Below are 26089 nucleotides of genomic sequence, written 5' to 3'. Positions count from 1 at the left end.
CGGCGCCGGGCCTCAGCCTCCTGTCCCCGGCGCCATCTCCTCAACACCGGGGACAGGAGGCGCCCCCACGACGCCGCGCCCCTTCTCGCCCGTCCCTCATTTTTCGATCCGGCAGGTGATTTCACTCGCCTCGAAAATGCTCTATCCGCCCGCGCATGACAGCGCATAAATCCGGCGATCCCACCACGCTCAACCGCCTCTACGGCCGCCAGTCCGGGCACAAGCTCCGCAAGGGGCAGCAGGAGCTGGTCGACGCCCTGCTCCCCGTCCTCTCCGTCCCGCAAGAGGGAGAGGTCACCGCCGCCGGCCTGTTCGGCTACGACCGCCCCCTGCATTTCGAGATCGGCTTCGGCGGCGGGGAGCATCTCGCCTATCGCGCCGACCTGTTGCCCGACCATGGCTTCATCGGCTGCGAACCCTTCCTGAACGGCGTCGTCACCGCGCTCGGCCATGTCCGCGACCAGGCGCTAGGCAATGTCCGGCTCCACATGGGCGACGCGCTGTCGGTGCTCGCCCGCATCCCCGACGGCGCGCTCAGCTTCGTCTACCTGCTCCACCCCGATCCCTGGCCCAAGGCGCGCCATGCCAAGCGCCGCATGATGAACCCCGGCCCGGTCGCGATGATCGCGCGCAAGCTCAAGCCGGGCGGCGAATTTCGCTTCGGCACGGATCACCCGGTCTATCTGCGGTGGGCGCTGATGGTGATGAACGGCCATCCCGATTTCGAATGGCTGGCCAGCACCCCCCAGGATTTCCAGAACCGCCCCGGCGGCTGGCCGGAAACCCGCTACGAAGCCAAGGCCCGCAAGCTCGGCCATGAAGTCTGGTACTTTCGCTACCGGCGGCGTTAGGCTGTGACAGTCCGGCGGAATCGCCCGGCCATTCGGAAAATGTTTACGGCCCAGACAGGATCGGTCATTGCTGATCCTTCCACTGTCCAGCCGGAGGTTCAATATCCATGATGACGCTGTATGACGCCTTCGTGCCCGGCTGCCTCCAGATCCTGGAATCGGTCTCGCGGCTGCTGGCGAAGGCGAAGACTTATTGCGATCAGCACGCCCTTCCCCACGAACATTTGCTTCAGGCGAAACTCGCGCCCGACATGCTGGACTTCGCCTATCAGGTGAAAAGCTGCGCCGTGCATTCGATCGGGGCGATCCGCGGCGTCCAGAGCGGAAATTTCTCGCCCGACGAAACGATGCCCCCCGACAGTTTCGAAGGATTGGCCGCCCGGATGGCCGAAACCGTCGACGCGCTCCGGGCGCTAGAGATTGCCGATGTGGAGGGCCTCAGCGAAAGGCAGATGACCTTCACCATCGGCGACAAGTTGCGCTGGAACCTGCTGGGCAAGGATTTCCTGCTGAGCTTTTCCCAGCCCAACTTCTATTTCCAGGTGGATTCTATCTCGAAGTGCGAAATCCTTGGTTTTATAGGGGTTTGATCCCCTTTCCAGGAAGGCACGATATGGAAGGCTATCAGCATCTGGGTCTGGATGAGCGACGCGATATTTATCGACTGATCGGAACCGGACGCACAGTGAAGCAAGTTGCAGATGCGCTGCGACGACATCCTTCGACGATTTATCGAGAGATCAAGCGCAACCGGCATTTTGATGAAGAACCGCTGTTCCGAGGATATTTCCCGACTGCAGCGCAGACCATGGCCAGCAATCGTCGCGTGCGCGGAGGCAAGATTGCTCGCCAGCCGGAACTCGCCGCCTACATTGCTGATCGCTTGTTGGCGGCCTGGTCGCCAGAACAGATTGCAGGTTATCTTCGGCGTCATCGCGGTCAGCGGGAGGCGGTGTGCCACGAAACCATTTACCAGTATGTCTACGGCGCTGAGGGACGGCACCATAAGCTTTGGCGCCATCTGCCAGTTGCCCGCCGTTCGCGCCGGCAACGTTATGGCCGAAAGCCGCGCGGTCTCCATATACCCGTGGCAAATACGATCGGCGCGCGGCCGCAGGAAATCGCGGATCGCAGCAGTTTCGGCCACTGGGAAGGCGATCTCCTGATCTTCAGGAGAGAATATGGCAAAGCGAACCTCACCTCGCTGGTTGAGCGCTGTAGCCGCTTCACCTTCCTGACGCGTAATCCGAGCCGGCATTCTGCCGGTGTCATGGCCGGCATCGATCGGCATTTACGCGACATGCCGCCTCCCCTCCGGCGCAGCATCACCTTCGATCGAGGCACGGAATTTGCTGCCTTTGCGACCCTGCGGAACAGGCTCGGCATCACCAGCTATTTCTGTCTTCCCTCAGCGCCCTGGCAAAAAGGCGGCGTGGAAAATTGCAACGGGCGGATACGGCGCTTCCTACCCTCCGACACCGACCTGGCACTGCTCTCAGACAGGGAAATCCAGGCCGTTGCCGATCGCCTCAACAGCACACCGCGCAAGTGCCTGGGCTATCGCACCCCGCATGAGGTTCTGGGGGAGCAAATCGCCCTCCTCAAAGCCGGATAAATTTGGCCATCCGGGGTGGGGCTCGCCCCACCCCGGATGAAATGCTACGCATCACAACGGGTGTCGCACTTCAAATCGAAACCGCCCCATGCCGCCACGGCCTATGACATCCTGCGGGCGAGCGGAGTGCCCCTGGGCAAGAGGGACTATCTCGGCGCCGTCAGGAAGCTGCCCTAGGGCTGTATCGACATCCGGCCGTGGCGGCCCCGCCGGTCAGGCGCTTCCCGGCCGGCCTCCCCCTCGGCGCGGCTCCCCGTTTCCGACTATCTCGCGGAAGAACAATGCCAGGCGGTCGCGCGTGCCCTGGTCGAGCGACTGGGACAGGAACAGCCGCCTTTCCCAGGTGCCGACCTTGACGATGGGCACCAGCCGGTGCCCGCAATCCAGCCGCTGCACCGTGGAATGCAGCATGATGACCGCGCCCGCGCCCTGCGTGGCCAGTTCCACCGCGACCTCATGATGCTGCACCTCGCTGTGCAGCGTCGGCTGCATGATGCCGACCGAGGCCAGCATGCGCAGTTGGTCGCAGCTTCGCAGCGGCGGAATGTTCCAACTGATGAAGGGCAGCGACTGCAATCCCTGCGCCTGCGCCCGGTCGCGCAGCTCGCGCGTCGCGAACACGAAGGCCGGCTCAGCGAAGATCGGTTCGAACGCGCCCGGCGGATCGGATTGCGGGCGGGAGAATATCGCGCAGTCCAGCATGCCCCGCGCCACCTGGTCGTCGACGTCCGCGCCCGACTCGTTGTGCACGAAGTCGAGCGCGATGTCGCTATTCTCCATCAGGAATCGGGGCAGCGCCGGGCGCACATATTCGTTGAGCAGGAAGGTGCCGATGAAGATGCGCACCTTCTGCGGGGCCGCTCCCCGGAAAAGCCGTCCCAGTTCATGCCCCTTCTGGGCGAAGGCCATGACTCCTTCCCGGAACCGTTCGCCTTCGGGCGTCAGGCTCATGCTGCGCCCCGCCCTGCGGTGGAACAGGGTGGCGCCGACCTGCTGTTCCAACGCCCGCATCTGCTCGCTGACCGCGGCTTGCGATATGCGCAGGTTTTCCGACGCCTGGCGGAAGGATTGCGCCCGGCCGACCGCCAGGAAGATTTCCAACTGGCGCGGCGTGAAACGGAACATGGCCGACCTCTCCCCCTGCTGCTGCCGCGCTTCTGCGGGCGCCGCATCAGGGTATAGGCTGTACCTTGTCACCGGACAAGGTCGAGCCCCATTGTCCTCCCGCCCCCTTGTGGCGACAGTGCATGGGACAAGCCGGGCCGACGGACGATCGGCCAGACCATGGAGGGGAGAATATGAACGGGAAACGACGTCTGGCGCACCGCGTGCCGAAGCTGGCGCTGCTCGCCGGCCTCTGCCTGCCGGCGATGGCCGCCGCGCAGGACGATGCGGGATCGGGCGGCATCCAGGACATCGTCGTCACCGCGCAGAAGCGCGCCGAAAACGTCCAGGACATACCGATCGCGATCAACGCCCTGGGCGGGGAGGCGCTGGCCGAACGGCGCATCGCCGATCCGACCGACCTGGTCCGGCAATTCCCTAACCTCAGCTTCAAGCAAAGCTCGGCCGTCAATGCCGGCATTTCCATTCGCGGCGTCGGCACCCAGAATTTCCACCTTACCGCGCAGCAGGCGGTGGGCCAGTATCTGGACGAGGTGTCGCTGGTGACGCCCTTCTCCAGCACCTTCGGCCTGTTCGACCTGGAACGGGTGGAGATATTGCGCGGGCCGCAGAACACCCTGTTCGGCCGCAACACCACCGGCGGCGCAATCAACTATGTGTCGCGCCGGCCGGACGCTGGGGAGGGCTTCAACGGCTATGCCCGCATCAACGCCGGGCGCTTCGACCGCGTCGATGTGGAGGGGGCGATCGGCCTGCCGCTGACCGACACGCTCGCCATCCGCGTCGCGGGGCAGGTGCAGACCCGCGACGGCGTGTTCCGCGACGTTTCGACCGGGGCGAAGATCGGATCGACCAAGCGCTATTCCGGCCGCTTCGGCATCGGCTGGCAACCCGATGAGGACACCGAACTGCTGCTGTCGGGCCATGTCGGCTATAATCGCGGATCGCGCCTGCCGCGCAAGGCGGTCGGCCGCTTCCTGCCCGACGGCGTCACCCCCTGCCCCGCCAACGATCTGGGCGTGGAGCAGTTCGAACGCGTCAACAATTGCGTGTCGACCGGCAAGGGCGGCCTGACCTTCAATCCCTCGCTGTCGCGCTGGCGCGACGCCTATGACGCGGGCAGCAACCTGGCCGATGTCGATTTCGAGGGCGGATCGCTGCGCCTGCGCCATGATTTCGGCGGCTTCTCCCTGACCGCCATCTCCGCCTTCGACCGCACCAAGATTCTCTATGCGGAGGAAGGCGGCGGCCTGCCCTATGCCCAGTTCCAGGTGTTCCAGGACGCGGTCTACGACGTCTATTCGCAGGAGGTGCGGCTGGCGTCGGACACGGCCGGGCCGTTGAAATGGATCGCGGGGGCCTATTGGTCCCATGAAAAGGACAGCCTGGCCACCATCGTGCGCAACAATTTCGCCGGGCCGCCGACGCTGGCGGTGGTGCCGATGGTCGCCATCGACCAGAAGGCGGAGATCGCCTCCTTCTACGGCCAGATCGACTATGCGCTGACCGACCGGCTGGACGTCAGCGCCGGCCTGCGCTGGACCAATGACCGGCGGCAGGGCCTGCGCGACGTCATCACCGCCCTCGACAGCGTGACCGGCCTGCCCGGCGCGGCCCGCCTGCCCGCCGACTTCTTCTTCTCGCGCGACTTCCTGACCGGCCTCGCCGCCAATTTCACGCTGCCCTGCGCGGCGGGCGTGGTCGGCTGCCGCGGCCCGCTCACCCCCTTGAAGCAGGACGTCAGCAAGCTGGCGGGCAAGATCTCCGCCCATTACGAACTGGCGACCGACGTCATGGCCTATCTCAGCTATTCGCGCGGCTTCAAATCGGGTTCCTTCGACATCCGCGCCCAGGGCGTGTTCAACGGCACCGGCAACACGCCGGTCCGCCCGGAAACGCTCGACGCCTATGAACTCGGCCTCAAGTCGCGCCTGTTCGACCGGCGGGTGCAGATCAACGTCGCGGCGTTCCGCTACGACTGGAAGGATCTTCAGACCTTCGGCCAGGTGCCGGTGCTCGGCCCGGCCTTCATCAACCTGCCCAAGGCGCGGCTGACCGGCGTCGAGGCGGAGGCGAAGATCGCGCCCGGCGGCGGCTTCGAACTGGACCTGGCCGGCGCCTTCCTCGACACCGAGGTGATCGACGTCGGCGCGCTCACCCCGCAGACCGCGCTCAAGGGCGCGCCGCTCCAGCAATCGCCGCGCTGGTCGTTCAACGGCGCCGCCAGCCAGACCGTGGAACTGGGCGACAATCGCCTGACCGGCCGGATCAGCGGCCGCTATGTCGGCACGCAATATAATGAACTGACCAAGGCGCGCAGCGGCTATATCGATCCCAGCTTCTTCGTCGACGCCTCCATCGGCTTCGATTTCGGGCGGGACCGGCGGCACCAGATTTCCTTCTACGCGGACAATCTGACCTCGGAAAAGACCTGCCTGCGCAAGGAGCCGTTCGACGGCCTCAGCAACACCAACACCTGCGTGCCCAACGAAGGAACGGTCCTCTATGGCGTGACGCTCTCGACCCGCTGGTGACCGGACAGGAGGTTTGACGACATGAAGACATGCATGACCGGCGCGATGACGCGCCGGACGGCGCTCGCCGCCCTCGGTTCAGCGGTGGCGGCCCCCGCCGTCGCCCGCGGCGGGCGATCCGGCCCGCGCCGGCCCAACATCCTCTACATCATGGCAGACGACATGGGCCATGCCGACCTGGGCTGCTATGGCAGCCGCGACATCCGGACCCCGGCGATCGACGCCATCGCCGCGCGCGGCGTGAAGTTCGGCAACGCCTATGCCAATAGCTGCGTCTGCTCGCCCACCCGCATCGCCCTGCTGACCGGCCGTTACCAGGGGCGGTTCCGCATCGGGCTGGAGGAGCCGATCGCCTTCAACGGCGACGAACTGTCCCTGCCCCGCGGCACCCGGACCCTGCCTGGCCTGCTGCGCGATCTTGGCTACGCGACCTCGCTGGTCGGGAAATGGCATGTCGGGGAACTGCCGGCCTCCAGCCCGCTCGATCACGGCTATGACTATTTCTTCGGCATAGCGTCGGGCGGCACCGACTATTTCGCCCATGCGACCACCATCAACGGGCATGAGATGGGCAAGCTGTTCGAGAACCGGACGGAAATCCAGCGCCCCGGCTACCTGACGGACCTGCTCGGCGCGAAGGCGATCGATCGGATGCAGCAGGCGGCGCGGCAGGACCGCCCCTTCTTCATCAGCCTGCACTTCACCGCCCCCCATTGGCCCTGGCAGGGTCCGGGCGACGCCGCCCAGGGCAGCGCCGCCGCCGATCCCCGCCAGATGGACGGCGGCAATGTCCGCGCCTATGCCGCGATGATGGAGGGCATGGACGCCAATGTCGGCCGCGTGCTGGCCGAACTGGCGGCGTTGGGGCTGGAGGAGGACACGATCGTCATCTTCACCAGCGACAATGGCGGAGAGCGCTTTTCCGACAGTTGGCCGCTGACCGGGATGAAGGGCGAATTGCTGGAGGGCGGCATCCGCGTGCCCCTGATCGTCAGTTGGCCCGCCCATCTGCCCAAGGGGCGGGACAGCGCGCAGGTCACCATGTCGATGGACGCCCTGCCCACGCTGCTGTCGGCGGCGGGCGGCGACCCCGGCCGGGTGGAGGGGCTGGACGGCATCGACCTCATGCCCTTCCTGCGCGACGTCGACAGCAGGACCGACCGCACGCTGTTCTGGCGCCACCGCGCCGGCGACCAGATCGCGGTGCGCAGCGGCCAGTGGAAATATCTGCGGTCCTACGGGCGGGACTATCTGTTCGACCTGTCGCAGGACGAGCGCGAACGCGCCGACCGCAAGGAGGCCATGCCCGGCAAGGTCGCCGAACTCAAGGCCGCCCATGCCGGCTGGCTGGCGCAGATGCTGCCCTATCCGGAGCATAGCTATAGCGAGGACATGCTGGGCAAGTTCGCCGACCGCCCCAGGGAATGAAGCGCGTTCGCGGCGTTCAGCCCCCGCCCTGCTTCAATCGATAGTCCAGCTGCCGCCGGGACATGCCGAGCATGCGCGCCGCATCCGCGACATTGCCCCCGGCGCGGCGCAGCGCCTCCCCCACCAGCGCGGCCTCATAATCCGCCAGCAGCAGCGGCGCCCGTTCGATGTCGGGTATCAGCGGCGCGCCGGTGACCGCCAGCCTGCCGTCCGGCCGCACATGCGCCTGTTCGCGGCTGTCCGGCTCCAGCATGATCGACAGGGTGTCGACGTCGATCCGCCCGCCCGGTTCGGCCAGCAGCACGCCGCGCTCCAGCACATTTTCCAGCTCGCGCACATTGCCCGGCCAACGATAGGCGATCAGCGCGCGCATCGCCTGGTCCGACACGCCACGCACCGGCTTGCCGTGCCGCCGGGCGAGCCGCTCCACCAGCGCCTCGACGAACAGCGGAATGTCGGCCGCCCGCTCGCGCAGCGGCGGGATGGCGACGGGAAAGGGGTTGAGCCGGTAGAAGAGGTCGGCGCGGAACGTCCTGGCCGCCACCGCCGATGTCAGGTCCACATTGGTCGCCGCGACGATGCGGACGTCGACATGCACCGGCCTGTCGCCGCCCAGCCGCTCCACCTCCCCGGTCTGGAGCACGCGCAGCAGCTTGACCTGCGCGGGCAAAGGCAGGTCGCCCACCTCGTCCAGGAACAGCGTGCCGCCGTCCGCCCGCTCGAACCGGCCCAGCCGCTGCCGCTGCGCGCCGGTATAGGCGCCCGGCTCGACGCCGAACAGCTCGCTTTCGATCAGGTCATGGGGGATGGCGCCGCAATTGATCGCGACGAAGGGCCTGTCGCGGCGCGGCCCGTTGTCGTGCAGCCAATGGGCGAACACTTCCTTGCCGACGCCCGTCTCGCCGGTCAGCAGGACGGTGATGTTGCTGTCGGCGGCGCGGCGCAGCAGGTTCACCGACTTCAAGAAAGCGGGCGACTGGCCGATCAACGATCCGGTCTGCTTTTCCCGCCGCAGGGATGCGCGCAGCTCCCCGATCTCCTCCGCCATGGCGCGCAACTGCCCGGCTATGTCCTCCGGGCGCATGGCCTTCAGATAGGGGTCGTCCGCCGGCAGGTCGGACGCGATCTCGCCCACGATGGTGCAATGCGGGTCGCCCTTCGCCTTGCACATCGTCTCGCGGAAGATGACCGGCCGGCCCATGAAGGCGCTGACATAGCCGGAGGCATAGCCCAACTGGTTCCAGCAGGTGGCATGTTCGCCGATGCCGAAATGGGCGATCTGGCTTTCCGCCTCCCAGCTTTCGGTCCAGCGGAACTCGCCGTGGAAGCGCCCGGCGTCCAGGTCCAGCTCGCACTGGATGGTCTCCACCTGCACCAGCCCCTCCAGCTTGTGAAGCCGGGGGCCCAGCAGGAAGACCTCCTCATAATCGCGGTCGCCCACCATCTTGCGGGCGATCTCCGCGTCCTGCATGCCGGATTGATAGCCCATGCGCATCAGCAGCGCGCCGGCCCGGCCTTCGCCCAGCGTGCGCACCATTTCCGCCCGCAGCGCGCCCAGCGACCCGGCGTGCAGCAGCAGCATCCGCTGTTCGTCCAGCCAGACGGTCCCGGTGCCGGGGTCGAACCGCAATTTCGACCACAGGTCGATCCGGCCCGATCGGTCGTCGAGCGCCTTGCTCGCCATCTTCGCCCTTCTCCCCTCGCCGGTCCGGCCGTTTCGCCGCTTTCAGCCCGATCCTAGCGCAATATCCGGTCAGATGCGCCTGAAAAGCGGACTTCGAACCTGCTGCGCGTCGGCGGCGGAGAAGAATTTTTCGGTGTAGATGTCCTTTTCGAACAGGCGCCCCTGCATCAGCGCGGCAAGGCAGGCCTCGATCATCACCGGCGGACCGCAAAGATAGGCCTTGTGCCCGCGGAAATCATTGTCGAACGCCGCCCGTGCGGCTTCGTGGACATAGCCGCGAAAACCCGTCCAGCCGCTGTCCGCCGGCTCGTCCGAAAGCGCGGGGATATAGCGGAAATTGGCATGGGCCGCCGCCAGCGCCTCGAACTCCTCATGATAATAAAGCTCCTCCCGGCTGCGCGCGCCATAGACCAGCGTGATCGGCAGCGTCTCGTTGCGGGCGATCAGGTCGAGGATCATCGACCGGGGCGAGGACAGGCCCGAACCGCCGGCCAGGAAGAGCAGGGGCGCCTTCGCCGAATGGCGCACGAAGAAGCGGCCATAGGGGCCGGACAGCTTCACCCGGTCGCCCTCCTTCAGATGCTCATGTATCCATGTCGTGCCGACGCCGCCGGGCACGATGCGGATATTGAGTTCGACAGCGTCGGGCGCATGGGGATCGCTGGCAAGGGAGAAGGCGCGGGTCAGAACACCCTCCTCCCCCACCGTCAGGTTCACATATTGCCCCGCCTGGAAGCGGATCGGCCGGTCCAGCGCGACATGGACGCCCCTGATGGTCGGGGTCAGCGGATCGATGCGGGTGACGACGCCCTCGAAATCCTCGACCGGGATTCCCAGCGCGTCGGGGTCTTCCTCTATATCCGCCTCTATGCTGGCGTCGCTTTCAAGGCGCGCGCAGCAGGCCAGCGCCTTGCCCTCGTCGCGCTCGAAATCCATCAGCGCGAAGCTGGAAGCCTCCCCATGGTCGATTTCGCCGTCCGTCACCTGGATCTTGCAGGTCGCGCACAGGCCATGACAACAGGCATGCGGCAACCAGATGCCTGCGCGCAGGCAGGCGTCGAGGATGGTTTGCCCCTCCGCCACTTCCACCTCGTCGCCGGTGGTCTCGATGGTCAGGGTATAGCTCATCAGATGCCGGCTCCGTTCAGGCCATCCAGGCCCGGCGTGCGGAATCGCAACGCATCCTTGTGCCTGAGGCCGTTGGCGGCGATGCCGGCCTGCATGTCGGGGACGAAGGCTTCGCCGTTGCGGGTCCAGACGGCGCTGTTCCAGTCGATCCCCGCCCAGTCGGGGTGCTGGCCGAAAATCTCCGCCATGGGTCCGGCGATGAAGTGCGCGAAGGGCAGGTCCGGCGGCAACGGCCAGGCATAGGGGCTGGAAAAGAGCAGATGCCCGTCCCAGCCGGCATAGATGACGCAGGCGCCGTGGAAATTTTCGGCCTTGTCGGCCGGTTCGAATTCATAGGTGTCGATGGCTTTGACGGCCATGATGTCTCTCCTGGAATATTATCCCTTCCGTGAAGGCGGTGTGGCCGGCTGTCAGTTCGCCTTTGCAAGGCCGCGCCACATGGCGAAATTCGCTTCGTCCCTGGACCCGTTGTGCAGGCCGTTGTCCCGCCCATGCTCGATGCGGAAGAAGGCGAGCGCCTCGGCGGCGGGATTGAAGCCCTCGGCCGTCGGGTCCGCGCCGGGGCGGAAGGCGTTGCCCTTGAAGACCTCGTGCCCGGCGATCTTCGACTGGATGAATTTTTCCGGCTCGTCCTCGAAAATGTCGCGGCAATGGTCGGAGCAGAAATGATATTGCTCGCCCTTGTATTCGGCATGGCGCTGGCACAGCGTCAGCGGGTCGCCCGGCTCGGTGAACATCATCGGAATCTGGCAGACCTGGCATTGCATCGGCACGGCCGTCGCCTCGAACGGCTTTCCTTCCGCTTCGCACTTCGCCCAATATTCATAGCGCGGACGGTAATAGCGGTCGAACGTGTCCGGATATTTGGCGGACAGCCAGTCCATGTCCTCCTTCGACGGCAGCCAGACATGGAAGTCGCTGGTGCCGCGCGCCTGGTAGAAATGGCACCAGGCGATATGGGACAGGTGGTCGCGCTCCAGCCTGATCTGCTCGACGCAGGGCGGCATGACGATGCCGTAGCGGGCGAGATCGCGGAACAGCGCGCCGCAATTCTCCTCGAAATAGATTTCCCAAGCCTCCGCCCAGCTCATCACCCGCTTGGGCAGCATGTAATCCTGCATCATCGCGACCAACGTCAGCAGCCGCACGCCGCGCCAGGTCCATTTGTTCAGCCATTTCTGGACGATCGGGACATTGGCCGGGTCCTGCTCCAGCACGAACTTGATGACCTCCAGCCCCAGGGTCATGTGCCGCGCCTCGTCCGACTGGGCGGAAAAGCCGAAGGTCATCGCGCCCATGTCGCCATTATAGGCCGCGCCCGAAATGAACGGCACGAAGACGAGGTTGGTCAGCACATATTCGAAGGCGAAGCCGATGGCGACGATGAATTCGAACGGACCGCCGGTCGCCGCATCCTCGAAGAAGCTCTTGGGCACCTGAAGATAGGGCAGATAGTCGTGATGATGGCGGAACTCCGCCATGCCGCTATAATAGCGGTTATAATTGCTGATGGCGTGGATCTGCGTCTGCGAATGGCGCATCTCGTCCAGCGACTGCATCATGCAGGCGACCCTGGGGCCGACGCCCCGGAATTGCCGCCCGATATGGGCGAACCCCCGGTGCGACATATATTCCAGCGGGGCGAAGCCGTTGACGAACAGCTTGACCGTATTGATGTAGCGCGCATCGGACAGGGTGAGATGGCCGTTGCTCTGTGCGAAGGCGTCGACGATGGCGTAGAGCTTCCGCTCCTTTTCCGCCTGATATTTCCAATAGGCGTCCATGGTCAGGCGGAACGGGTCTTCCCACGCGTCCCAGTCGTGGATTTTGATCCCCTCGAACTGGTCCATCGGGAAGATGTCGTCGATCGGCTGATAGCTCGGCTCCCAGCCCAGGCCCCGCGTCATCAGCGCATAGCGTTCCTTGAGGCCGAGTTTCTTCTTCTTCGTGACGGGCATGTCCATGGCTCAGCGGTCCCAGCTCAGAGTGAATATGTCGTCGGTCTCGTCCACGCGGCCCGACAGGGAGATCATGTTGACGTGCAGTTCCTGAAGGTCGAAATCGCGGCCGATCAGCTCCTCGATCGTTTCGCGGCGCACGACCAGCGTGCCCGGCGCGGTGATGCGCACCATCGCCGGCTGCGGGTCCAGGCTGGCGGCGGGATTGTCCGCCATGATCGCGTCGATGACATGGCGGGTGTCGTCATTGGCCTGGAGCGCGAGGAAGACGGTGCTGCTCATGCGCGGACCCCCGCCTTGGCGGCGCGGGCGTCGAGCGCGGCGCACAGTTCGTCCATGACGGCGGCGGATCGGTCGCCCAGCCCCATTTCGGCCAGCGGGCAGAGCGCGGCGGCGGCCCGCGGCGTCCATTTGGCGATCCACCAGCCGATCAACGCGGCATTGCCCGCATCGTCGGCGCAGGCGGCCTTGATCTGCGCGTCGACCCATTTGCGCGTCTCTGCCGCCCATTCGTTCTGGAACTGGGTCATCATCGCCACCGCCGCGCCGCCGCGCTGCGCCAGGTCGCCGTCGACGATCGTCTGGAAGACCAGGGGATAGAGCAGGCCGTCGAGCACGAAATCCTGCGCCACGAACAGTTCGAACCAGTCCTGCTCGACGAACATATCCTCGACCAGGCGACGCAGCGACTGCCAGCGCACGTCGCGCAGCCACGCCTCCTTCGCCGCGTCCAACGCTTCGGGTTCGGCGAGCAGCAGGCCAAGGCGCGTGTCGAACTGCGCGATGCCCAGCTGGTCCATCGCATAATAGAGCGCCGGCTGGGTGATGCCCGTGCCATAGCCATAGGCGGCGATGAAATCATTGTTCATCGACGCGCCCCAGGCGACATGGCGCAGCGGCAGGATCAGGTCGAGCGCCAGGGCGCGGATGTCGTCGGGCAAAGCGTCGGCCAGCCCCCGCGTCTCGACGAAGTCGAAGGCGGCCTCTGCCGCCTCCTGCTGCCTGGCGCGGGCCAGGACGTAGCTGCCGTAATAATATTGGCGCGGATCGCGGAAGGCGTACCAGTCCGCCATCTTCAGCTTCGTGCGGCTCTCGTCGAAATAGTCGTGGGCCGGGTCCCAGAGCGGGCGATAATGCTGGTTGCCCGTGGTCTGGAGGCCGATCGTGCCCTCCTGATAGCGGGACGCCGGCTTGTCGCCGCCGATATGGCGCGCGACATGGCCATAGGTCTGCCGCTGCGGCGCGATGGTGACGGTGCGCAGGTCCATCTGCATGGGGTCGGTCTCTCCTCTCTTGCCTATCGGGCTTCGCCGGCGATCACCCGCGCCAGCCGGACGTCGAAATCGTCCTGCTCCAGCGGCTGGCCGGTTACGTCGATCACGCGGTTGACGGCGCAGAATTCCTCGAACGCCGCGGTCGGCATCAGCAGTTCCACGAAGATTTCCGGCGCGCCGATGGCGAAGTCGAATTCGACCAGCCCGTTTTCGCGGCGGTTGCGGACGCGCACGAACTTCGCGTCCAATATGTCGGATTGCGGCTGTTCCGCCATCTTCCTCTCCCGGCTGTTGCCTTGTCCTTGTGGTTTAGCAAGGGCCATGCCAGTTCGACTTTCCCCGAAAATCCAGGGTTTTCGCGCAAGCCGCATCGACAATTTCGTCAATTGCGGTCCGTCGTCGACAATTTTGTCGAAACCGCGCCCGCCTTCCTCCCCCCAGGAAAAAAGGACCGCCCGGACCGGCCTGCCTGGGCAGCCGATCCGGACGGTCATGGCAGGCCGGCGCGCGGGAACCGTCCCTTGCGCCCCGTATCCCGCAGCCCGAACCGCTGCGGGAACCCCCTTGTCCTCAGTTGCGCACGCGCAGGGTCAGGAACCATTCGCGCGGGCGGCTGAACACGCCGGAATAGATCGCCTCCGCATTGGTGTAGCCCGACACGACGGCGCGCCGGTCGGCGATGTTGGTGACCCCGGCCTGAAGCTCGTAGCGTTCGCCGGGCGCGCGCCAGGTGACGGAACCGTTGAAGAAGCTGCCTGCCGGCGTGGCCAGCAAGGGCGTATTCGCCTCGTCATTGTAGGTCTTGCTGGCATAGGTCCAGTCGACCCGCGGCGTGAAGCTGCCGATGCCGCCCGCCTCGAAGGTGTAGGCGGTGCCCGCCTGCGCCTGCCATTTGGGCGTGTTCACGAACTTCTCCTTCCCCGTCAGCGGCACGCCGGGCAGGATGCTCTGATATTCCGCGTCCAGATAGCCAAGGCTGGCGTCCAGCGTCCAGTTGCGCGCCGGGGCCAGATTCAGTTCGGCCTCCACGCCCCGGATGCGCCCGTCCCCGCCATTGGCGGTGACCGGGGACGATCCGTTCTGGAAGGTGAGCTGGATGCTGTTATATTCCGTGTTGAACGCCGCGACGTTCAGCCGGACGCGGCGGTCGAACAGTTCGGACTTGATGCCGATTTCGGTCGTATAGGCCTTTTCGGGGCCAAATGTCGGCGCGGGCAGCTTGACCGGCACGCCGTTGACGACGGTGAAATTGGGCAGCGTCAGGCGCGTGGTCCAGCCGCCGCCCTTGTACCCCGTGGCGTAGGAGGCATAGGCCATCACCCGCCGGTTGATATGATATTCCGCGCCGATCCGGTAGGAGACGTTTTCGAACGACATGCTGTTTTCGCCCAGCGGATAGACGCGGTAGATGTCGTTGGGATCGGGCAGGACGAGCGCGGGCGGCGCCTGCGTCAGGCGCAGGCCGAAGGCGTTTTCGTCCCGCTGCGTGCCCGTGAAGCGCTTGTCGTCGCGGGTATAGCGGATGCCGAGCGTCAGCCCCAGCCTGTCGGGGATGACATCGATATTGTTGTGCATGAAGGCAGCGTAGGATTTTGTGTCGTAACGGTCGTTCGACACGATCTGGATCATGCCGCCGATGAAGGGCACCCGGTCCGCATGACGGCCATATTCGTGGAAATAATAGCCGCCCAGCACGAATTTCCAGCGATTTTCCCAGATATTGCCGACCAGTTGCACTTCCTGCGAAAGCTGGTTTTCCCAATCCGCGAAGGTGGGCGCCAGCGCGGAGAAGGGCGCCCCGCCGATGTCGGCGCCGAATTTGGACTTCAACCGGCGATAGGCGGTGATCGACTTGATCGTCAGCGCGTCGGTCAGGTCGTAATCGATCTGGCCGTTGATGCCGTAATTGTCGATCTTGTTGTAATTGGCGCCGCTGGCGTAGCTGAGATCGGGATTGATGCTGCCGTCCGCGTTGCGGATCACATAGCGGTTGTCATAGGGCAGGTTCTGCCCCGCCTGGCTTTCCAGCGAAGGCTGGATGCCGGCCGGCGACCCGGCATTGCCGCGCGCGCCCTGGCACAGGTCGGTCACGCCGGCGGCGGGCACGCCCGCCAGCGCGGCGACCGGCGCGTAGAAGGCCGGATTGCCCGAGATGCAGGTGTTGTAGAGCGCGACATAGGCATTCTGGTTGACCGCCAGCAGCGAGAAGGGCGTCGCTTGCTCATCCACGTTCAGATAGTCGCCGATCAGCCGCATGGTGAGCCTGTCATTGGGCGTGAACAGGAATTTCAGGCGCACGGCGGTCTGGTTCATGTTGCCCGACCGGCCCGGCCTGTCCTTCGCCGTCGTCGGGAAGAGGATCGCGCCGTCCGTATTGCCGTTGGCGGGGCCGCCCGACGCGCCGCCGGTCGCCAGCAGCCAGATCGGGTTGTTGCCGGTATCGCCTTCATAGGGAATGCGTTTCTGCCAGCCGTCGCGATGCTTGGTGGAGAAGGCGAGGCCCATGTGCAGCACGCCCGGCGCCAGCGGCGCTTCCAGCGCGCCGCGCACGTCGATGCGGTCGTAGCGGCCGGTCGTGACCTCGCCCTTCACCCTCCATTCGTCGCCCGGATCGGACGTGACGATGTTGAGCGCGCCGCCGATGGTGTTGCGGCCGAACAGCGTGCCCTGCGGTCCTTTGAGCACTTCGACGCGCTGAAGGTCCAGCAGGTCGACATTCGCGCCGATGTTGCGGGCGAGGTAGACATTGTCGACATAGACGCCCACGCCCGGTTCCAGGTTGAAGCCAAAATCATTCTGGCCGATGCCGCGGATATAGGTGAAGAGGGTCGAGCTGGACCCGCCGAACGCGCCGGAGCTTTTCAGGGTGACGTTGGGCGCCTGCCCGGAAATGCTGGCGATGTCGGTCAGCCCCTTGGACTGGAGCGCTTCGGACGTGACGGCGGAAATGGCGATCGGCACCTGCTGCGCGCTTTCGGACCGCTTCTGCGCGGTGACGACGATGTCCTGGAGGCCGACATTTTCCTGCGGCGCGGCGGCGTCCTGCGCCATCGCGACCGATGTCGAAAGGACGAGCGCCACCGCCAGCGCGGACGCGCCGTTCGAAATTCCAGACTTCATGATTAAACTCCCCTTGTCCCTTATATCTCGGCCGCCTTTTCGCGGCCTGTCGTGTCGACGACCGTCAGGTCAGAACGTTCAGAAAGCTGTCGCGCGGCATATTGTCCTGCGAGAATGTGGCCTTGCCCAACTGGCTGGTGTCCCAGGTCAGCGTCGGCGTGTCGGGATAATGGACATAGCCGCCGGTGAAGACTTCATTGCGGTTGCCCGACGGATCGAAGAAATAGATGGTCGCGCCGCGCGTCACCCCATGGCGGTTCACCGACACGTCGACCGGGATCTCATATTTGCCGATCAGGTCGCCCGCGTGGAACAGGTCGTTCACCGAATCCAGCAGGAAGGAGACATGGTGGAACCGGCTGCCCTCCGGTTGCAGGATGAAGGCGATGTCATGCGGCTTGTTGGAGCAGGACAGGAAGACGGCGAGCCGGGTCTCGTCCTCCTGCGTGACCAGTTCCTCGCTGACGGTGAAGCCGAATATCCCGGTGAAGATGTCCCTGTTCTTGACAATGTCGGGACCGCCCAGCAGCACATGGTCCAGCCGCACGCAGCGGAAGCCGCGAATATAGCCTTCGTCGGGAATGGTGCCGGGGTTGCGGGTCGGCATGCCGTTGCCGATCTTCTCCTTGTCGGCATAGATGTGCATGACATGGCCCGACGGCAGGGTGAAGCGGATGCGCCGGCCGCTCTTGGGATAGACGCCCGCCTCGACATGTTCGACGGCAAGCCCGTAATCGGTCAGCGCCGCGGCGAAATGGTCGATCTCCGCATCCTCATAGGTGCGGAAGGCGAAATATTCGACGCCCGGCGCATCGGCCTTTTTCAGGACCAGCGAATACCAGTCATGCTCGTCCGCGACCTTGTAATAGAGCTTGTCGGGGTCGCCCTGATAGGTTTCGATGAGGCCCATCCGCTCGCCATAGTGGCGGCGGGCTTCGTCGATGTCGAACACCCTGACGCACACCTCGCCGACCCGGAGCAATCCACGAATCGCCATTCATTCTCTCCCAGAAATATCCTCGCGCAGCATGGCCGCCAGGGCGGCTGCGGCGATGTCCTCGTCTTCAACCTCGCTGCCGCCGGACACGCCGACCGCCCCGACCGGGCGGCCCTGCAATTCGGCGGGGCAGCCGCCCGGAACCTCCGTCAGGCGCGGCCGGCGCAGCAACCCGTCGCGCACCGGGCGCGGCGCCTGCTCCAGCAGCGCGCCGAAATCGCGCGTCGTCATCGCGAAGCTGGCAGCGGTATAGGCCTTGTCGATCGCCAGTTCGCCTGAACTAAGGAACGATCCCGGCATCCGCAGATAGCCCGCAAGATTGCCCGCCCCATCCACCACCGCGACATGCACGCGAACGCCGATCGCCTCCGCGCGGGCGCGGGCGGCCGACAGCATCCGCTCCACCGCCTGCGCCGCGGGCGCGCCGATGTCCGCGATCGCGCTCATGCGGCGCGGCCGACCGGCGCGACGTCAAGGGACGCGCGCGGCAGCGGCACGGCGCGGATGTCGCTCGACGGATAGGCGCGGCACGCCAGGACGATGCCCGCCTGCTCATCGGCGGCGCTCACCAGGGCGCGGTTCATATGCCCGGTGGAACAGCGGCCCGCCTGTATCCGGATGCGGCAGACGCCGCAGCCGCCGCCGCGGCATCCCACGGCCAGCGCCTTGCGCCCGGACGCGATCATCGCCGCCAGCAGGCTCTGGTCGGCGCGGCAGGGAAAGCGCGCGCCCGCAATCTCTATCTGAAACGACGCCGCTTGCGTCAGGCCTTCCACATCGCGATCGTCCATCCGATCTCTCTCCTGCCGTCATTCTGTTCTTTTCACCGATCATAATCATGGGGTGAATTACCGACAAATACCCTTTCCGCTTGCCTGTGATACTCCACGCATATCACCTTGCGCCCGCCATCCGTCATCCGGCGCGCAGCGACGCTTCGGACGCGCGCGCCTCGCTGGCGGGAACGCCGCCGATGCTCCACAGCGCGGGCGCGACCTGCATCACCGTGCCGCGTATCAGCGACCGTTCGCAGCCCAGATGGCGCTCGACAAGGTCGGTGAATCCCGCCGCCAGGGCCTGCAACTGGCCGGTCGGGCGGCCTTCCAGCGCGATGCAGGTGAACCAGGGCGCGGCCGTCCCTCCGTCGCTGACCAGCCGGCCGCCCGTCGCCCAGCGATGCGCCGGCACGTTCGTCGCGAAGGCGCGCACCCGCTCCAGGGGCAGCGGCGAGACCGTGGGATAAAGCGCCTGCACATAGAAAAGCGAGGCCGCCTCCAGCAGCGCGGCCACCGCCTCGTCCGGATATTGGTCCGCCACCAGGTGGAATTGCACGATGGGCATGCCGCTTCTCCTTCCTTCAGGACAGGCCGCGCCTGCGGCCCGCGTCCAGCATCATCGCCGCGCCCGCCATGGCGTCCGCCTCCGCATCGAGCAGCATCGCCACGGCCCAGGCGACCTGGCCCGGCGTGGTGAGCGCGCCAATGGCGGATTCGCCGCGCATCGCGTCCAGCTCGTCCGCGACCGAGCCGCCATTTTCAGACGCCCGCGCCGCCGCGACCTTGTGCAGCCGATCGGTATCGGCGGGGCCGGGGGCGACCAGATGGGCGGTGACCCCCTCTCCGCCATAGGCCCAGCTCATCTGCCGCACGACATTGGCGAGCGCCGCATTGGCGACCCCGGCGGTGGCGGCATAGGCCGTCGGCTCGAACCCGTAATGGCCGCCGATCGCAACCAGGCGGCTGTGGCGGTGCAGTCGGTCCTCCACCGCGCGCACCAGTCGGACGAAGCCGCCGACCTTGATGTTGCAGGCCTCCACCAGCGCGTCGGTGGGCGCGGCGCGAATGCCGCCCGCCACCGGCACGCCCGGCGCATGGACGACCATGGCGACCGGCCGGTCCAGCCGCGCCCGAAGCGCATCGACCGCATCGTCGGACGCGAAGTCGGCCACGACCGGCATCACCACGCCCGCGCCATGGCGATCGACCAGCGCCTCCAGCGGCTCGCGCGACCGCGCCACCGCGACGACATGCATCTTGCGCGCCAACAGCCCGGCGACGATCGCCCTGCCCAATGCGCCGCTCGCGCCGACGACCACGCAATGGGCGCCAAAATTCCTGCCCGGAACGGACATGTTCTTCACTCCGATCTGAAAACCGGCGTCAGGCCGAAATCAGCCCGCGCTCCTTCGCCATGGTGAGGGCGGTATCCTCTATCATGTCCTCCTGCCCGCCGATCATCTTCAGGCGGCCCAGTTCGACCAGCAGGTCGCGGGCGGGCAGGCCATATTTGCGCTCGCAATCCTTGGCCGCGTAGAGGAAGGTGGAATAGACCCCGGCATAGCCCAGCGTCAGGCTGTCCCGGTCGGCGCGCGGGGGCTTGGCCATCATCGGCAGCACCCGCTCCTCCGCGACGTCCATCAGGCGGAAGGTGTCGACGCCCGTCTCCACCCCCATCCGCTCGCACACGGCGGCGAAGACCTCCAGCGGGGTGTTGCCGGCGCCTGCGCCGAAACCGGCGGCGGACCCGTCGATCCGGCTGGCGCCCGCCGCCACGGCGGCCAGCGAATTGGCGATCCCAAGGCCCAGATTGTGATGGCCGTGGAACCCGATCTCCGTTTCCGCCTGCAACGCGCCCCTCAACGCGCCGATCCGCGCCGTCACCTCTTCGGGCAGCATGTAGCCGGCGCTGTCGACGCAATAGACGGTCGTCGCGCCATAGCCTTCCATCAGCAGCGCCTGTTCGACCAGCGTTTCGACCGATGTCATGTGCGCCATCATCAGGAAGCCCACGGTGTCGAGCCCCAGCTTCCGGCCAAGGCCGATATGCTGTTCGGTCACGTCCGCCTCCGTGCAGTGGGACGCGACATGGACGCAGCCCGCGCCGCAATCCGCCGCCATGCGCAGTTCGTCCAGCGTGCCGATGCCCGGCACATGCAGCACCGACACGGTGGCGTTCTTCATGCGGGACGCGACGGCGGTGATATAGTCGCGGTCGCTGTGCGCGCCGCGCCCATAGTTGAGCGACGAACCGCCCAGCCCATCGCCATGCGTCACCTGCAACAGGGGCACGCCCGCCTCGTCCAGCCCGGTCGAAATGGCGATCATCTGGTCCAGGCTGATCTGGTGCCGCATCGAATGCATGCCGTCGCGCAGGCACATGTCATGCAGCTTGACCTTCCGGCCCTTGATCTGCGCCGTCGTCGTCATTGCACGCTCTCCATCATCTCCTGCGCGAACATCTCGCCCGTGCGCGCCGCGGCGGCGGTCATGATGTCCAGATTGCCCGCATATCGGGGCAGGAAGTCGCCCAGCCCCTCGACCTCCAGGAAGATGGAGACCTTGCGCCCCTCGAAGGTCGGGCCGTTCTTCAGCCGATAGCCCGGCACATAGCGCTGCACCTGCGCGATCATCTCGTGCACGGATGCGCTGATCGCCTCGCGGTCCGGCTCGTCGGCGGTCTCGCAATAGACGGTGTCGCGCATCATCAGCGGCGGTTCGGCGGGATTGACGACGACGATCGCCTTGCCCTTCGCCGCGCCGCCGACCTTCTCGATCGCGGCGGAGGTGGTGCGGGTGAACTCGTCGATATTCTTGCGCGTGCCGGGGCCGATCGACCTGGACGCCACGGTCGCTATGATCTCGGCATAGTCGACCGGCTGGACGCGGCTGACCGCGTTCACCATCGGGATCGTCGCCTGACCCGCGCAGGTCACCATGTTGACGTTGACCGCGCCGTCGCGCGCCTGCCGCGCCAGGTTGACCGCCGGCACGCAAAGCGGACCGATGGCCGCCGGCGTCAGGTCGATCATCAGCACGCCCAGCTCGTTCAGCTTGCGGCTGTTTTCGGCATGGACATAGGCCGACGTCGCGTCGAACGCGATCTTCACGCCGTCCCTGGCGACATGCGGCACCAGGCCATCGACGCCCGCGTCGGTGGTCTTCAGCCCCAGCTCCCGCGCCCGCGCCAGCCCCTCGGACGTCGGATCGACGCCCACCATCCAGACCGGCTCCAGCCTGTCGGAACGCAGCAGCTTGTAGAGCAGGTCGGTGCCGATATTGCCCGGCCCGATGATGGCGCATTTCACTTTGGTCATCGACTTTGTCCCTGCTGCGCCTTTTCGCCGAACGTCACGCCGGCGACGGCATAATGGTCCAAGGGGGTTTCGTTCAGGATCACGCGCACCTGGTCGGGACGCACGTCCATGGTTTCGACCGTCGCCTGGGTAAGGGCGCGGATGAAGGCGCGTTTCCTTTCCATCGAACGGCCTTCGCCAATGACCACGGATATAATCGGCATCAGTCGATCCTCACATTGATGCTGCCCATCTCTTGAAAGCGGGCGCAGACGATGTCGCCTTTGGCGATCGGCATCGCCTCCGTCGCGGCGCCGGTCAGCACCACCGATCCGGCGGGCAATATCCGCCCCCGCTCATGCAGCCAGGCGACCAGCATCTGCACGGCGCGGGCGGGATGGCCCAGCACCGCGCCCGAACAGGCCAGCGCCGCCGCCTCGCCGTTGATTTCCAGCACGATGCCGATGGTCGCGGGGTCGACGTCGCCGGGCCGCCGCATCCGCCCGCCCATGACGAAGCGCGCGCTGGAGCCATTGTCCGCGACGACGCTCGGCAGGTCGAACCTGAACTTTTCGAACCGGCTGTCGAGTATCTCGATGGCGGGCTGGATGAAGTCCGTCGCGGCATGGACCTGATCGATGGAAACGTCCGGGCCGGACAGGTCGCGGGCCATGACATAGGCGATCTCTCCCTCGACGCGCGGATGGATCAGCCCGGCGGTCGGCACCGCGCCGCCCTCCGCATCGCATGTGTCGCGCATCAGCAGGCCGAAGCTCGGCACGTCGACGCCCATCTGGATCATCTTGGCCCGCGAGGTGAGACCGGCCTTGTAGCCGATCAGCGCCCGGCCCCGCGCCTGCCAGCGGCGCAGGCATTCGTCCTGCACGGCATAGCCGTCATCGACGGTCATGCCCGGATAATCGTCGGTCAGCTTCGCGATGGTGCGGCGGTTCGACTGGGCGCCGTCCACCCGGTCCGCCAGTTCGGCGATGGCTGCTGCGTCAAGCATCGGCGGTCCTCCGGCCGAAGGTCAGGGAACAATCGCCGATCCCGCCGATGCGCATGGCGATATGGTCGCCCTCGCCCACCGGGAACATCGGTCCCAGCGCGCCGGACAGGATCACCTCCCCGGCCAGGAAGGGCATGTCGAGCCGGCCCAGCGTATTGGCGAGCCAGGCGACCGCATTGGCGGGCGATCCCTGCACGGCCGCGCCCACGCCCACGGCCACCTGCTCGCCATTGCGCTCCGCCCACATGCCGGCCAGCGCCAGATCCACGTCGCGCGGATCGATCTTCTCGCGGCCCAGCGCATAGACGCCGCAGGACGCGTTGTCGGCCACAGTGTCCTGGATGCGGATGTCCCAGTTCGTGATGCGGCTGTCGACGATCTCGAAACAGGCGCGGACATGGTCCGTCGCCGCCAGCACGTCCGCCGCCGTGACGCCGGGCCCTTTCAGGTCGCGTTTCAGGACGAAGGCGATCTCGGCCTCCGCCTTGGGCTGGATCAGCGCTTCGATGGGGACGGTCGCGCCATCGTCATAGGCCATGGCGCTGGTCAATATGCCGAAGTCCGGCTCGAACACGCCGATGGCGTTCTGCACGGCCCTGGACGTGACGCCGATCTTCTTGCCGACCACCGTCTCGCCCGCGGCGACGCGCCGCCCGACCATGCGGGCCTGGATGTGATAGGCGTCGACGATGGTGATGCCCGGCACCCGGTCCCGCAGATTGGGGACGGTCGCGCCGGCGACCAGCGCCTCGTAAAGCTCGTCGCCATGCCGGGCGATGGTGGCCGCGTCCAGCATGGTCACAGCTTCACGCAGATGTTGCGCAGCTCGGTGTAGAATTCGAGGCTGTGGACCCCGCCTTCCCGGCCGATGCCGCTATGCCCGGTGCCGCCGAAGGGCGTGCGCAGGTCGCGCAGGAACCAGCTGTTGACCCAGGTGATGCCCACGTCGACCTCCGCCGCGACGCGGTGCGCGCGCGACAGGTCCTGCGTGAAGATGGCGGCGGAAAGGCCATAGTCGGTCGCATTGGCGACGGCGATGGCCTCCTCCTCGCTGTCGAAGGGGCGAATATGGCAGCAGGGACCGAAAATCTCCTCGTTCCAGACCGACGCCTCGTCCGCCAGGCCGGTCCAGATCGTCGGCTGCACCCAATGGCCGCCCGAAAGCTCGTCGGGCATGGTCGGCACGCCGCCGCCGGTCACGACCCTCGCCCCCTCCGCCACGGCCTTCGCATAATAGGACAGCACCTTCTCGCGATGCTCGGCGGAGATGAGCGGACCCAGCGTCGCGCCGGGCTTGAGCGCCTCCGCCCTTTCCTTGAGACCCGCGACCAGCGCCTCGAACAGCGGCCGCTCGACCAGCACCCGCTCGGTGCCCAGGCACACCTGCCCGCAATTGAGGAAGACGGATCGGCCCAGCGCCTCCAGCGTCACGTCGAGGTCGGCGTCGGCAAAGACGATAGCGCTGTTCTTGCCGCCCAATTCAAAGGACACGTCGCGCAGGCCGTGCGCCGCCGCCTGCATGATGGCGGTGCCGGTGCGCGTCTCGCCGGTGAAGGTGATCGCGTCGACGCCCGGATGCTGGGTCAGGTATCCGCCAGCGCTGTCCGGGCCGAAGCCATGGACGACATTATAGACGCCCGCGGGCACGCCCGCATCGTTCATCACCTCGCCCAGCAGGGTCGCGGTGCCCGGCGTCTCCTCCGACGGCTTCACGATCACGCTGTTGCCGCAGGCGAGCGCCGGCGCGACCTTCCACGTCATCAGCAGCAGCGGCGCGTTCCACGGGCAGATGACGCCGATCACGCCCTTGGGCTTGCGGATCGCATAGTTGAGCGCGCCCCGCCCGTCCGGGGTCGGCGTCTGGAAGCTCTCGGTCGCGACATTCTTCACGACATCGGCGAAAATCCGGAAATTGGCCGCGCCGCGCGGGATGAAGGCATGCTCCATCATCGACCGGGGCTGGCCGGTATCGGCCATTTCCGCCGCCACGAAATCGTCGAAGCGCCGGGTGATCCCGTCCGCGACGGCCCGCATCAGGTCGGACCGATCATCCACCGTCAGCCCTGCCCACGGGCCTTTCTGCGCCGCCCGCGCCGCCTGCACCGCCAGGTCGATTTCGGCGCGGCCGCCCTCATGCACATGGCCGATCAGCGCTCCGTCGCTCGGCCGATATTTGGGGAAAGTCCTGCCGGACGTTCCCTGCGTGAAGGTTCCGCCGATGAAATGCCGGAAATGCGCCAACTGTCCTCTCCATGTCGTTGCCAGACCTTCTAACGAAGGATAGCCTTACCCAATAATACTGTTTTATGCTCTTTGAGATACCTGCAAGGCATATCTCGACCGGGCATCGGAAAGGCGCAAGACATGTTCGCGAACCGCATCGACATCCGCCACCTGCGCTATTTCGTGGAGACCGTGCGCCACGGCAGCATCCGGGGCGCATCCCAGGAACTCCATCTGTCCCAGCCGCCGCTGACCCGCCAGATCCAGTATCTGGAGGAAGTGCTGGGCGTGTCCCTGCTGGTGCGCAAGCGGCATGGCGTCGAACCCACCGCCGCCGGGCAGGCCCTCTATACGGAGGCGGTGAACATCCTGAACCTGGTGGAACAGGCCTGCGCCACGACGCAACTGATCGGCCAGGGCGCGCTCGGCCGGCTGGACGTGGGGGTGTTCGGGTCCGCCGTGCTCGACATCGTGCCGCGCATCGTGCTCGAATTTCGAAAGCGCTATCCCAATGTCGAGGTGGTCCTGCACAATATGGACCGCGACACGCAGGTTAAGGCGTTGCAGGAACGGCGGATCGCCATCGGCTTCAACCGATTCTTCCTCGAATATCCCGGACTGCAATGGGAAAGCGTGGTGCATGAACCGATGATCATCGCCATGCCGCGCCATCACCGGCTGGCGGGCCGCGCATCCATCGCCCTGTCGGACCTGGCGGGGGAACCGATGATCTTCTACCCCCGCGCCAGCCAGTCGGGCGGGTTCAGCAATTTCCTGCTGCGCGCCTTTCACGATCTCAACATCGAACCCAATGTCGTGCAGACGGTCGACGACGTGGTGACGGCCGTCGCCTTCGTGTCGAGCGGCGTGGGACTGGCGGCGGCGGTGGAATCGGCGCGCACGCTGCAATTGCCGGACGTGGTCTATGTGCCGCTGGCCGAAGATGACGGTCCGGCCGCGTTCGACCTGTGCATGATCTGCCGTTCCGGCGACGAATCGCCGCTGATCGAAGGTTTCCGCCAGGCGGTGAAGACGGTGACGGGGCCGCCGGCCGACCGCGGCCTTCGATAG

General features: G+C 66.1%; 27 protein-coding genes. 7 read left to right on the top strand and 20 right to left on the bottom strand.

Features of this window, described 5'->3' with window-relative positions:
• The first annotated feature begins 155 nt into the window (after window positions 1-155).
• The 4 genes from Sj15T_RS01885 to Sj15T_RS01870 all read left to right on the top strand — a co-directional run bounded on the left by Sj15T_RS01885 (window position 156) and on the right by Sj15T_RS01870 (window position 2643).
• Window positions 156-851 (top strand): tRNA (guanine(46)-N(7))-methyltransferase TrmB, encoded by a 696-nt coding sequence (locus tag Sj15T_RS01885; protein ID WP_013039639.1) that lies wholly within the window; start codon window positions 156-158, stop codon window positions 849-851.
• Window positions 852-958: 107 nt separating this feature from the next.
• Complete coding sequence (locus Sj15T_RS01880) at window positions 959-1441, top strand: DUF1993 family protein (protein ID WP_013039638.1); 483 nt, start codon at window positions 959-961, stop codon at window positions 1439-1441.
• Between the two features lie 23 nt (window positions 1442-1464).
• Complete coding sequence (locus Sj15T_RS01875; protein WP_013039050.1) at window positions 1465-2466, top strand: IS30 family transposase; 1002 nt, start codon at window positions 1465-1467, stop codon at window positions 2464-2466.
• A gap of 36 nt (window positions 2467-2502) precedes the next feature.
• A complete protein-coding gene (locus Sj15T_RS01870) occupies window positions 2503-2643 on the top strand; it encodes a DUF1993 family protein (RefSeq protein WP_253720693.1) in 141 nt (46 codons plus the stop codon).
• Between the two features lie 36 nt (window positions 2644-2679).
• Here Sj15T_RS01870 and Sj15T_RS01865 read toward each other — a convergent pair whose 3' ends face one another.
• A complete protein-coding gene (locus tag Sj15T_RS01865) occupies window positions 2680-3591 on the bottom strand; it encodes a LysR family transcriptional regulator (protein WP_013039636.1) in 912 nt (303 codons plus the stop codon).
• A 173-nt stretch (window positions 3592-3764) separates the two neighbouring features.
• On the opposite strand from Sj15T_RS01865, the gene Sj15T_RS01860 reads away from it, so the two are divergent.
• Together Sj15T_RS01860 and Sj15T_RS01855 are read left to right on the top strand one after the other, a co-directional pair.
• The gene (locus Sj15T_RS01860) at window positions 3765-6125 is read left to right on the top strand and encodes a TonB-dependent receptor (RefSeq protein ID WP_013039634.1); all 2361 of its coding nucleotides are present in this window, start codon (window positions 3765-3767) and stop codon (window positions 6123-6125) included.
• Between the two features lie 21 nt (window positions 6126-6146).
• On the top strand, window positions 6147-7553 hold the full coding sequence (locus Sj15T_RS01855; protein WP_013039633.1) for a sulfatase-like hydrolase/transferase: 1407 nt from the start codon (window positions 6147-6149) through the stop codon (window positions 7551-7553).
• A 16-nt stretch (window positions 7554-7569) separates the two neighbouring features.
• Here the strand turns inward: Sj15T_RS01855 and Sj15T_RS01850 are convergent, their stop codons facing one another.
• The 19 genes from Sj15T_RS01850 to Sj15T_RS01760 form a co-directional block, all read right to left on the bottom strand.
• Complete coding sequence (locus tag Sj15T_RS01850; protein WP_013039632.1) at window positions 7570-9237, bottom strand: sigma-54-dependent Fis family transcriptional regulator; 1668 nt, start codon at window positions 9235-9237, stop codon at window positions 7570-7572.
• A 69-nt stretch (window positions 9238-9306) separates the two neighbouring features.
• Window positions 9307-10365: a phenol 2-monooxygenase domain-containing protein gene (locus Sj15T_RS01845; protein ID WP_013039631.1), complete on the bottom strand. Its 1059-nt coding sequence runs from the start codon at window positions 10363-10365 to the stop codon at window positions 9307-9309.
• Window positions 10365-10724, bottom strand: coding sequence for a phenol hydroxylase subunit P4 (locus Sj15T_RS01840; RefSeq protein ID WP_007684802.1), 360 nt, complete (start codon window positions 10722-10724; stop codon window positions 10365-10367). The genes Sj15T_RS01845 and Sj15T_RS01840 overlap by 1 nt, the downstream gene beginning before the upstream one ends.
• 51 nt (window positions 10725-10775) lie before the next feature.
• Window positions 10776-12329, bottom strand: a complete 1554-nt coding sequence (locus tag Sj15T_RS01835; protein WP_013039630.1) for a YHS domain-containing protein — start codon at window positions 12327-12329, stop codon at window positions 10776-10778.
• Between the two features lie 3 nt (window positions 12330-12332).
• Window positions 12333-12605 carry an MmoB/DmpM family protein gene (locus tag Sj15T_RS01830; RefSeq protein WP_007684796.1) on the bottom strand — a complete coding sequence of 91 codons (273 nt, stop codon included), beginning with the start codon at window positions 12603-12605 and terminating at the stop codon, window positions 12333-12335.
• The gene (locus Sj15T_RS01825; protein WP_007684794.1) at window positions 12602-13597 is read right to left on the bottom strand and encodes a phenol hydroxylase; all 996 of its coding nucleotides are present in this window, start codon (window positions 13595-13597) and stop codon (window positions 12602-12604) included. The genes Sj15T_RS01830 and Sj15T_RS01825 overlap by 4 nt, the downstream gene beginning before the upstream one ends.
• Window positions 13598-13620: 23 nt before the next feature.
• On the bottom strand, window positions 13621-13872 hold the full coding sequence (locus Sj15T_RS01820) for a phenol hydroxylase subunit (RefSeq protein WP_007684793.1): 252 nt from the start codon (window positions 13870-13872) through the stop codon (window positions 13621-13623).
• Between the two features lie 295 nt (window positions 13873-14167).
• Window positions 14168-16717: a TonB-dependent receptor gene (locus Sj15T_RS01815; RefSeq protein ID WP_013039628.1), complete on the bottom strand. Its 2550-nt coding sequence runs from the start codon at window positions 16715-16717 to the stop codon at window positions 14168-14170.
• 64 nt (window positions 16718-16781) lie between these two features.
• A complete protein-coding gene (locus Sj15T_RS01810; RefSeq protein ID WP_013039627.1) occupies window positions 16782-17714 on the bottom strand; it encodes a catechol 2,3-dioxygenase in 933 nt (310 codons plus the stop codon).
• Window positions 17715-18161 (bottom strand): heme-binding protein, encoded by a 447-nt coding sequence (locus tag Sj15T_RS01805; RefSeq protein WP_007684785.1) that lies wholly within the window; start codon window positions 18159-18161, stop codon window positions 17715-17717.
• Window positions 18158-18505 (bottom strand): 2Fe-2S iron-sulfur cluster-binding protein, encoded by a 348-nt coding sequence (locus Sj15T_RS01800; RefSeq protein ID WP_013039626.1) that lies wholly within the window; start codon window positions 18503-18505, stop codon window positions 18158-18160. The genes Sj15T_RS01805 and Sj15T_RS01800 overlap by 4 nt, the downstream gene beginning before the upstream one ends.
• Before the next feature lie 124 nt (window positions 18506-18629).
• Window positions 18630-19055, bottom strand: coding sequence for a tautomerase family protein (locus Sj15T_RS01795; RefSeq protein ID WP_013039625.1), 426 nt, complete (start codon window positions 19053-19055; stop codon window positions 18630-18632).
• A gap of 16 nt (window positions 19056-19071) precedes the next feature.
• Window positions 19072-19845 carry an SDR family oxidoreductase gene (locus Sj15T_RS01790; protein ID WP_013039624.1) on the bottom strand — a complete coding sequence of 258 codons (774 nt, stop codon included), beginning with the start codon at window positions 19843-19845 and terminating at the stop codon, window positions 19072-19074.
• Window positions 19846-19873: 28 nt separating this feature from the next.
• Window positions 19874-20920, bottom strand: coding sequence for a 4-hydroxy-2-oxovalerate aldolase (gene dmpG / locus Sj15T_RS01785; RefSeq protein ID WP_013039623.1), 1047 nt, complete (start codon window positions 20918-20920; stop codon window positions 19874-19876).
• Window positions 20917-21807 carry an acetaldehyde dehydrogenase (acetylating) gene (locus Sj15T_RS01780; protein ID WP_013039622.1) on the bottom strand — a complete coding sequence of 297 codons (891 nt, stop codon included), beginning with the start codon at window positions 21805-21807 and terminating at the stop codon, window positions 20917-20919. The genes dmpG and Sj15T_RS01780 overlap by 4 nt, the downstream gene beginning before the upstream one ends.
• Window positions 21804-22010, bottom strand: coding sequence for a tautomerase family protein (locus tag Sj15T_RS01775; RefSeq protein ID WP_007684774.1), 207 nt, complete (start codon window positions 22008-22010; stop codon window positions 21804-21806). Before Sj15T_RS01775 ends, Sj15T_RS01780 begins: the two co-directional genes overlap by 4 nt.
• Window positions 22010-22795: a fumarylacetoacetate hydrolase family protein gene (locus tag Sj15T_RS01770; RefSeq protein WP_013039621.1), complete on the bottom strand. Its 786-nt coding sequence runs from the start codon at window positions 22793-22795 to the stop codon at window positions 22010-22012. Before Sj15T_RS01770 ends, Sj15T_RS01775 begins: the two co-directional genes overlap by 1 nt.
• On the bottom strand, window positions 22788-23591 hold the full coding sequence (locus tag Sj15T_RS01765) for a fumarylacetoacetate hydrolase family protein (RefSeq protein ID WP_007684772.1): 804 nt from the start codon (window positions 23589-23591) through the stop codon (window positions 22788-22790). Before Sj15T_RS01765 ends, Sj15T_RS01770 begins: the two co-directional genes overlap by 8 nt.
• A gap of 2 nt (window positions 23592-23593) precedes the next feature.
• Window positions 23594-25036, bottom strand: a complete 1443-nt coding sequence (locus Sj15T_RS01760; protein ID WP_013039619.1) for a 2-hydroxymuconic semialdehyde dehydrogenase — start codon at window positions 25034-25036, stop codon at window positions 23594-23596.
• 123 nt (window positions 25037-25159) lie between these two features.
• On the opposite strand from Sj15T_RS01760, the gene Sj15T_RS01755 reads away from it, so the two are divergent.
• A complete protein-coding gene (locus Sj15T_RS01755) occupies window positions 25160-26089 on the top strand; it encodes a LysR family transcriptional regulator (protein ID WP_013039618.1) in 930 nt (309 codons plus the stop codon).

Source organism: Sphingobium sp. TA15, from assembly GCF_037101235.1.
Lineage (GTDB): Bacteria > Pseudomonadota > Alphaproteobacteria > Sphingomonadales > Sphingomonadaceae > Sphingobium > Sphingobium indicum.
The sequence above is the reverse complement of the archived record's forward strand: the minus strand, read 5'-3'. Positions and strand labels throughout refer to the sequence as shown.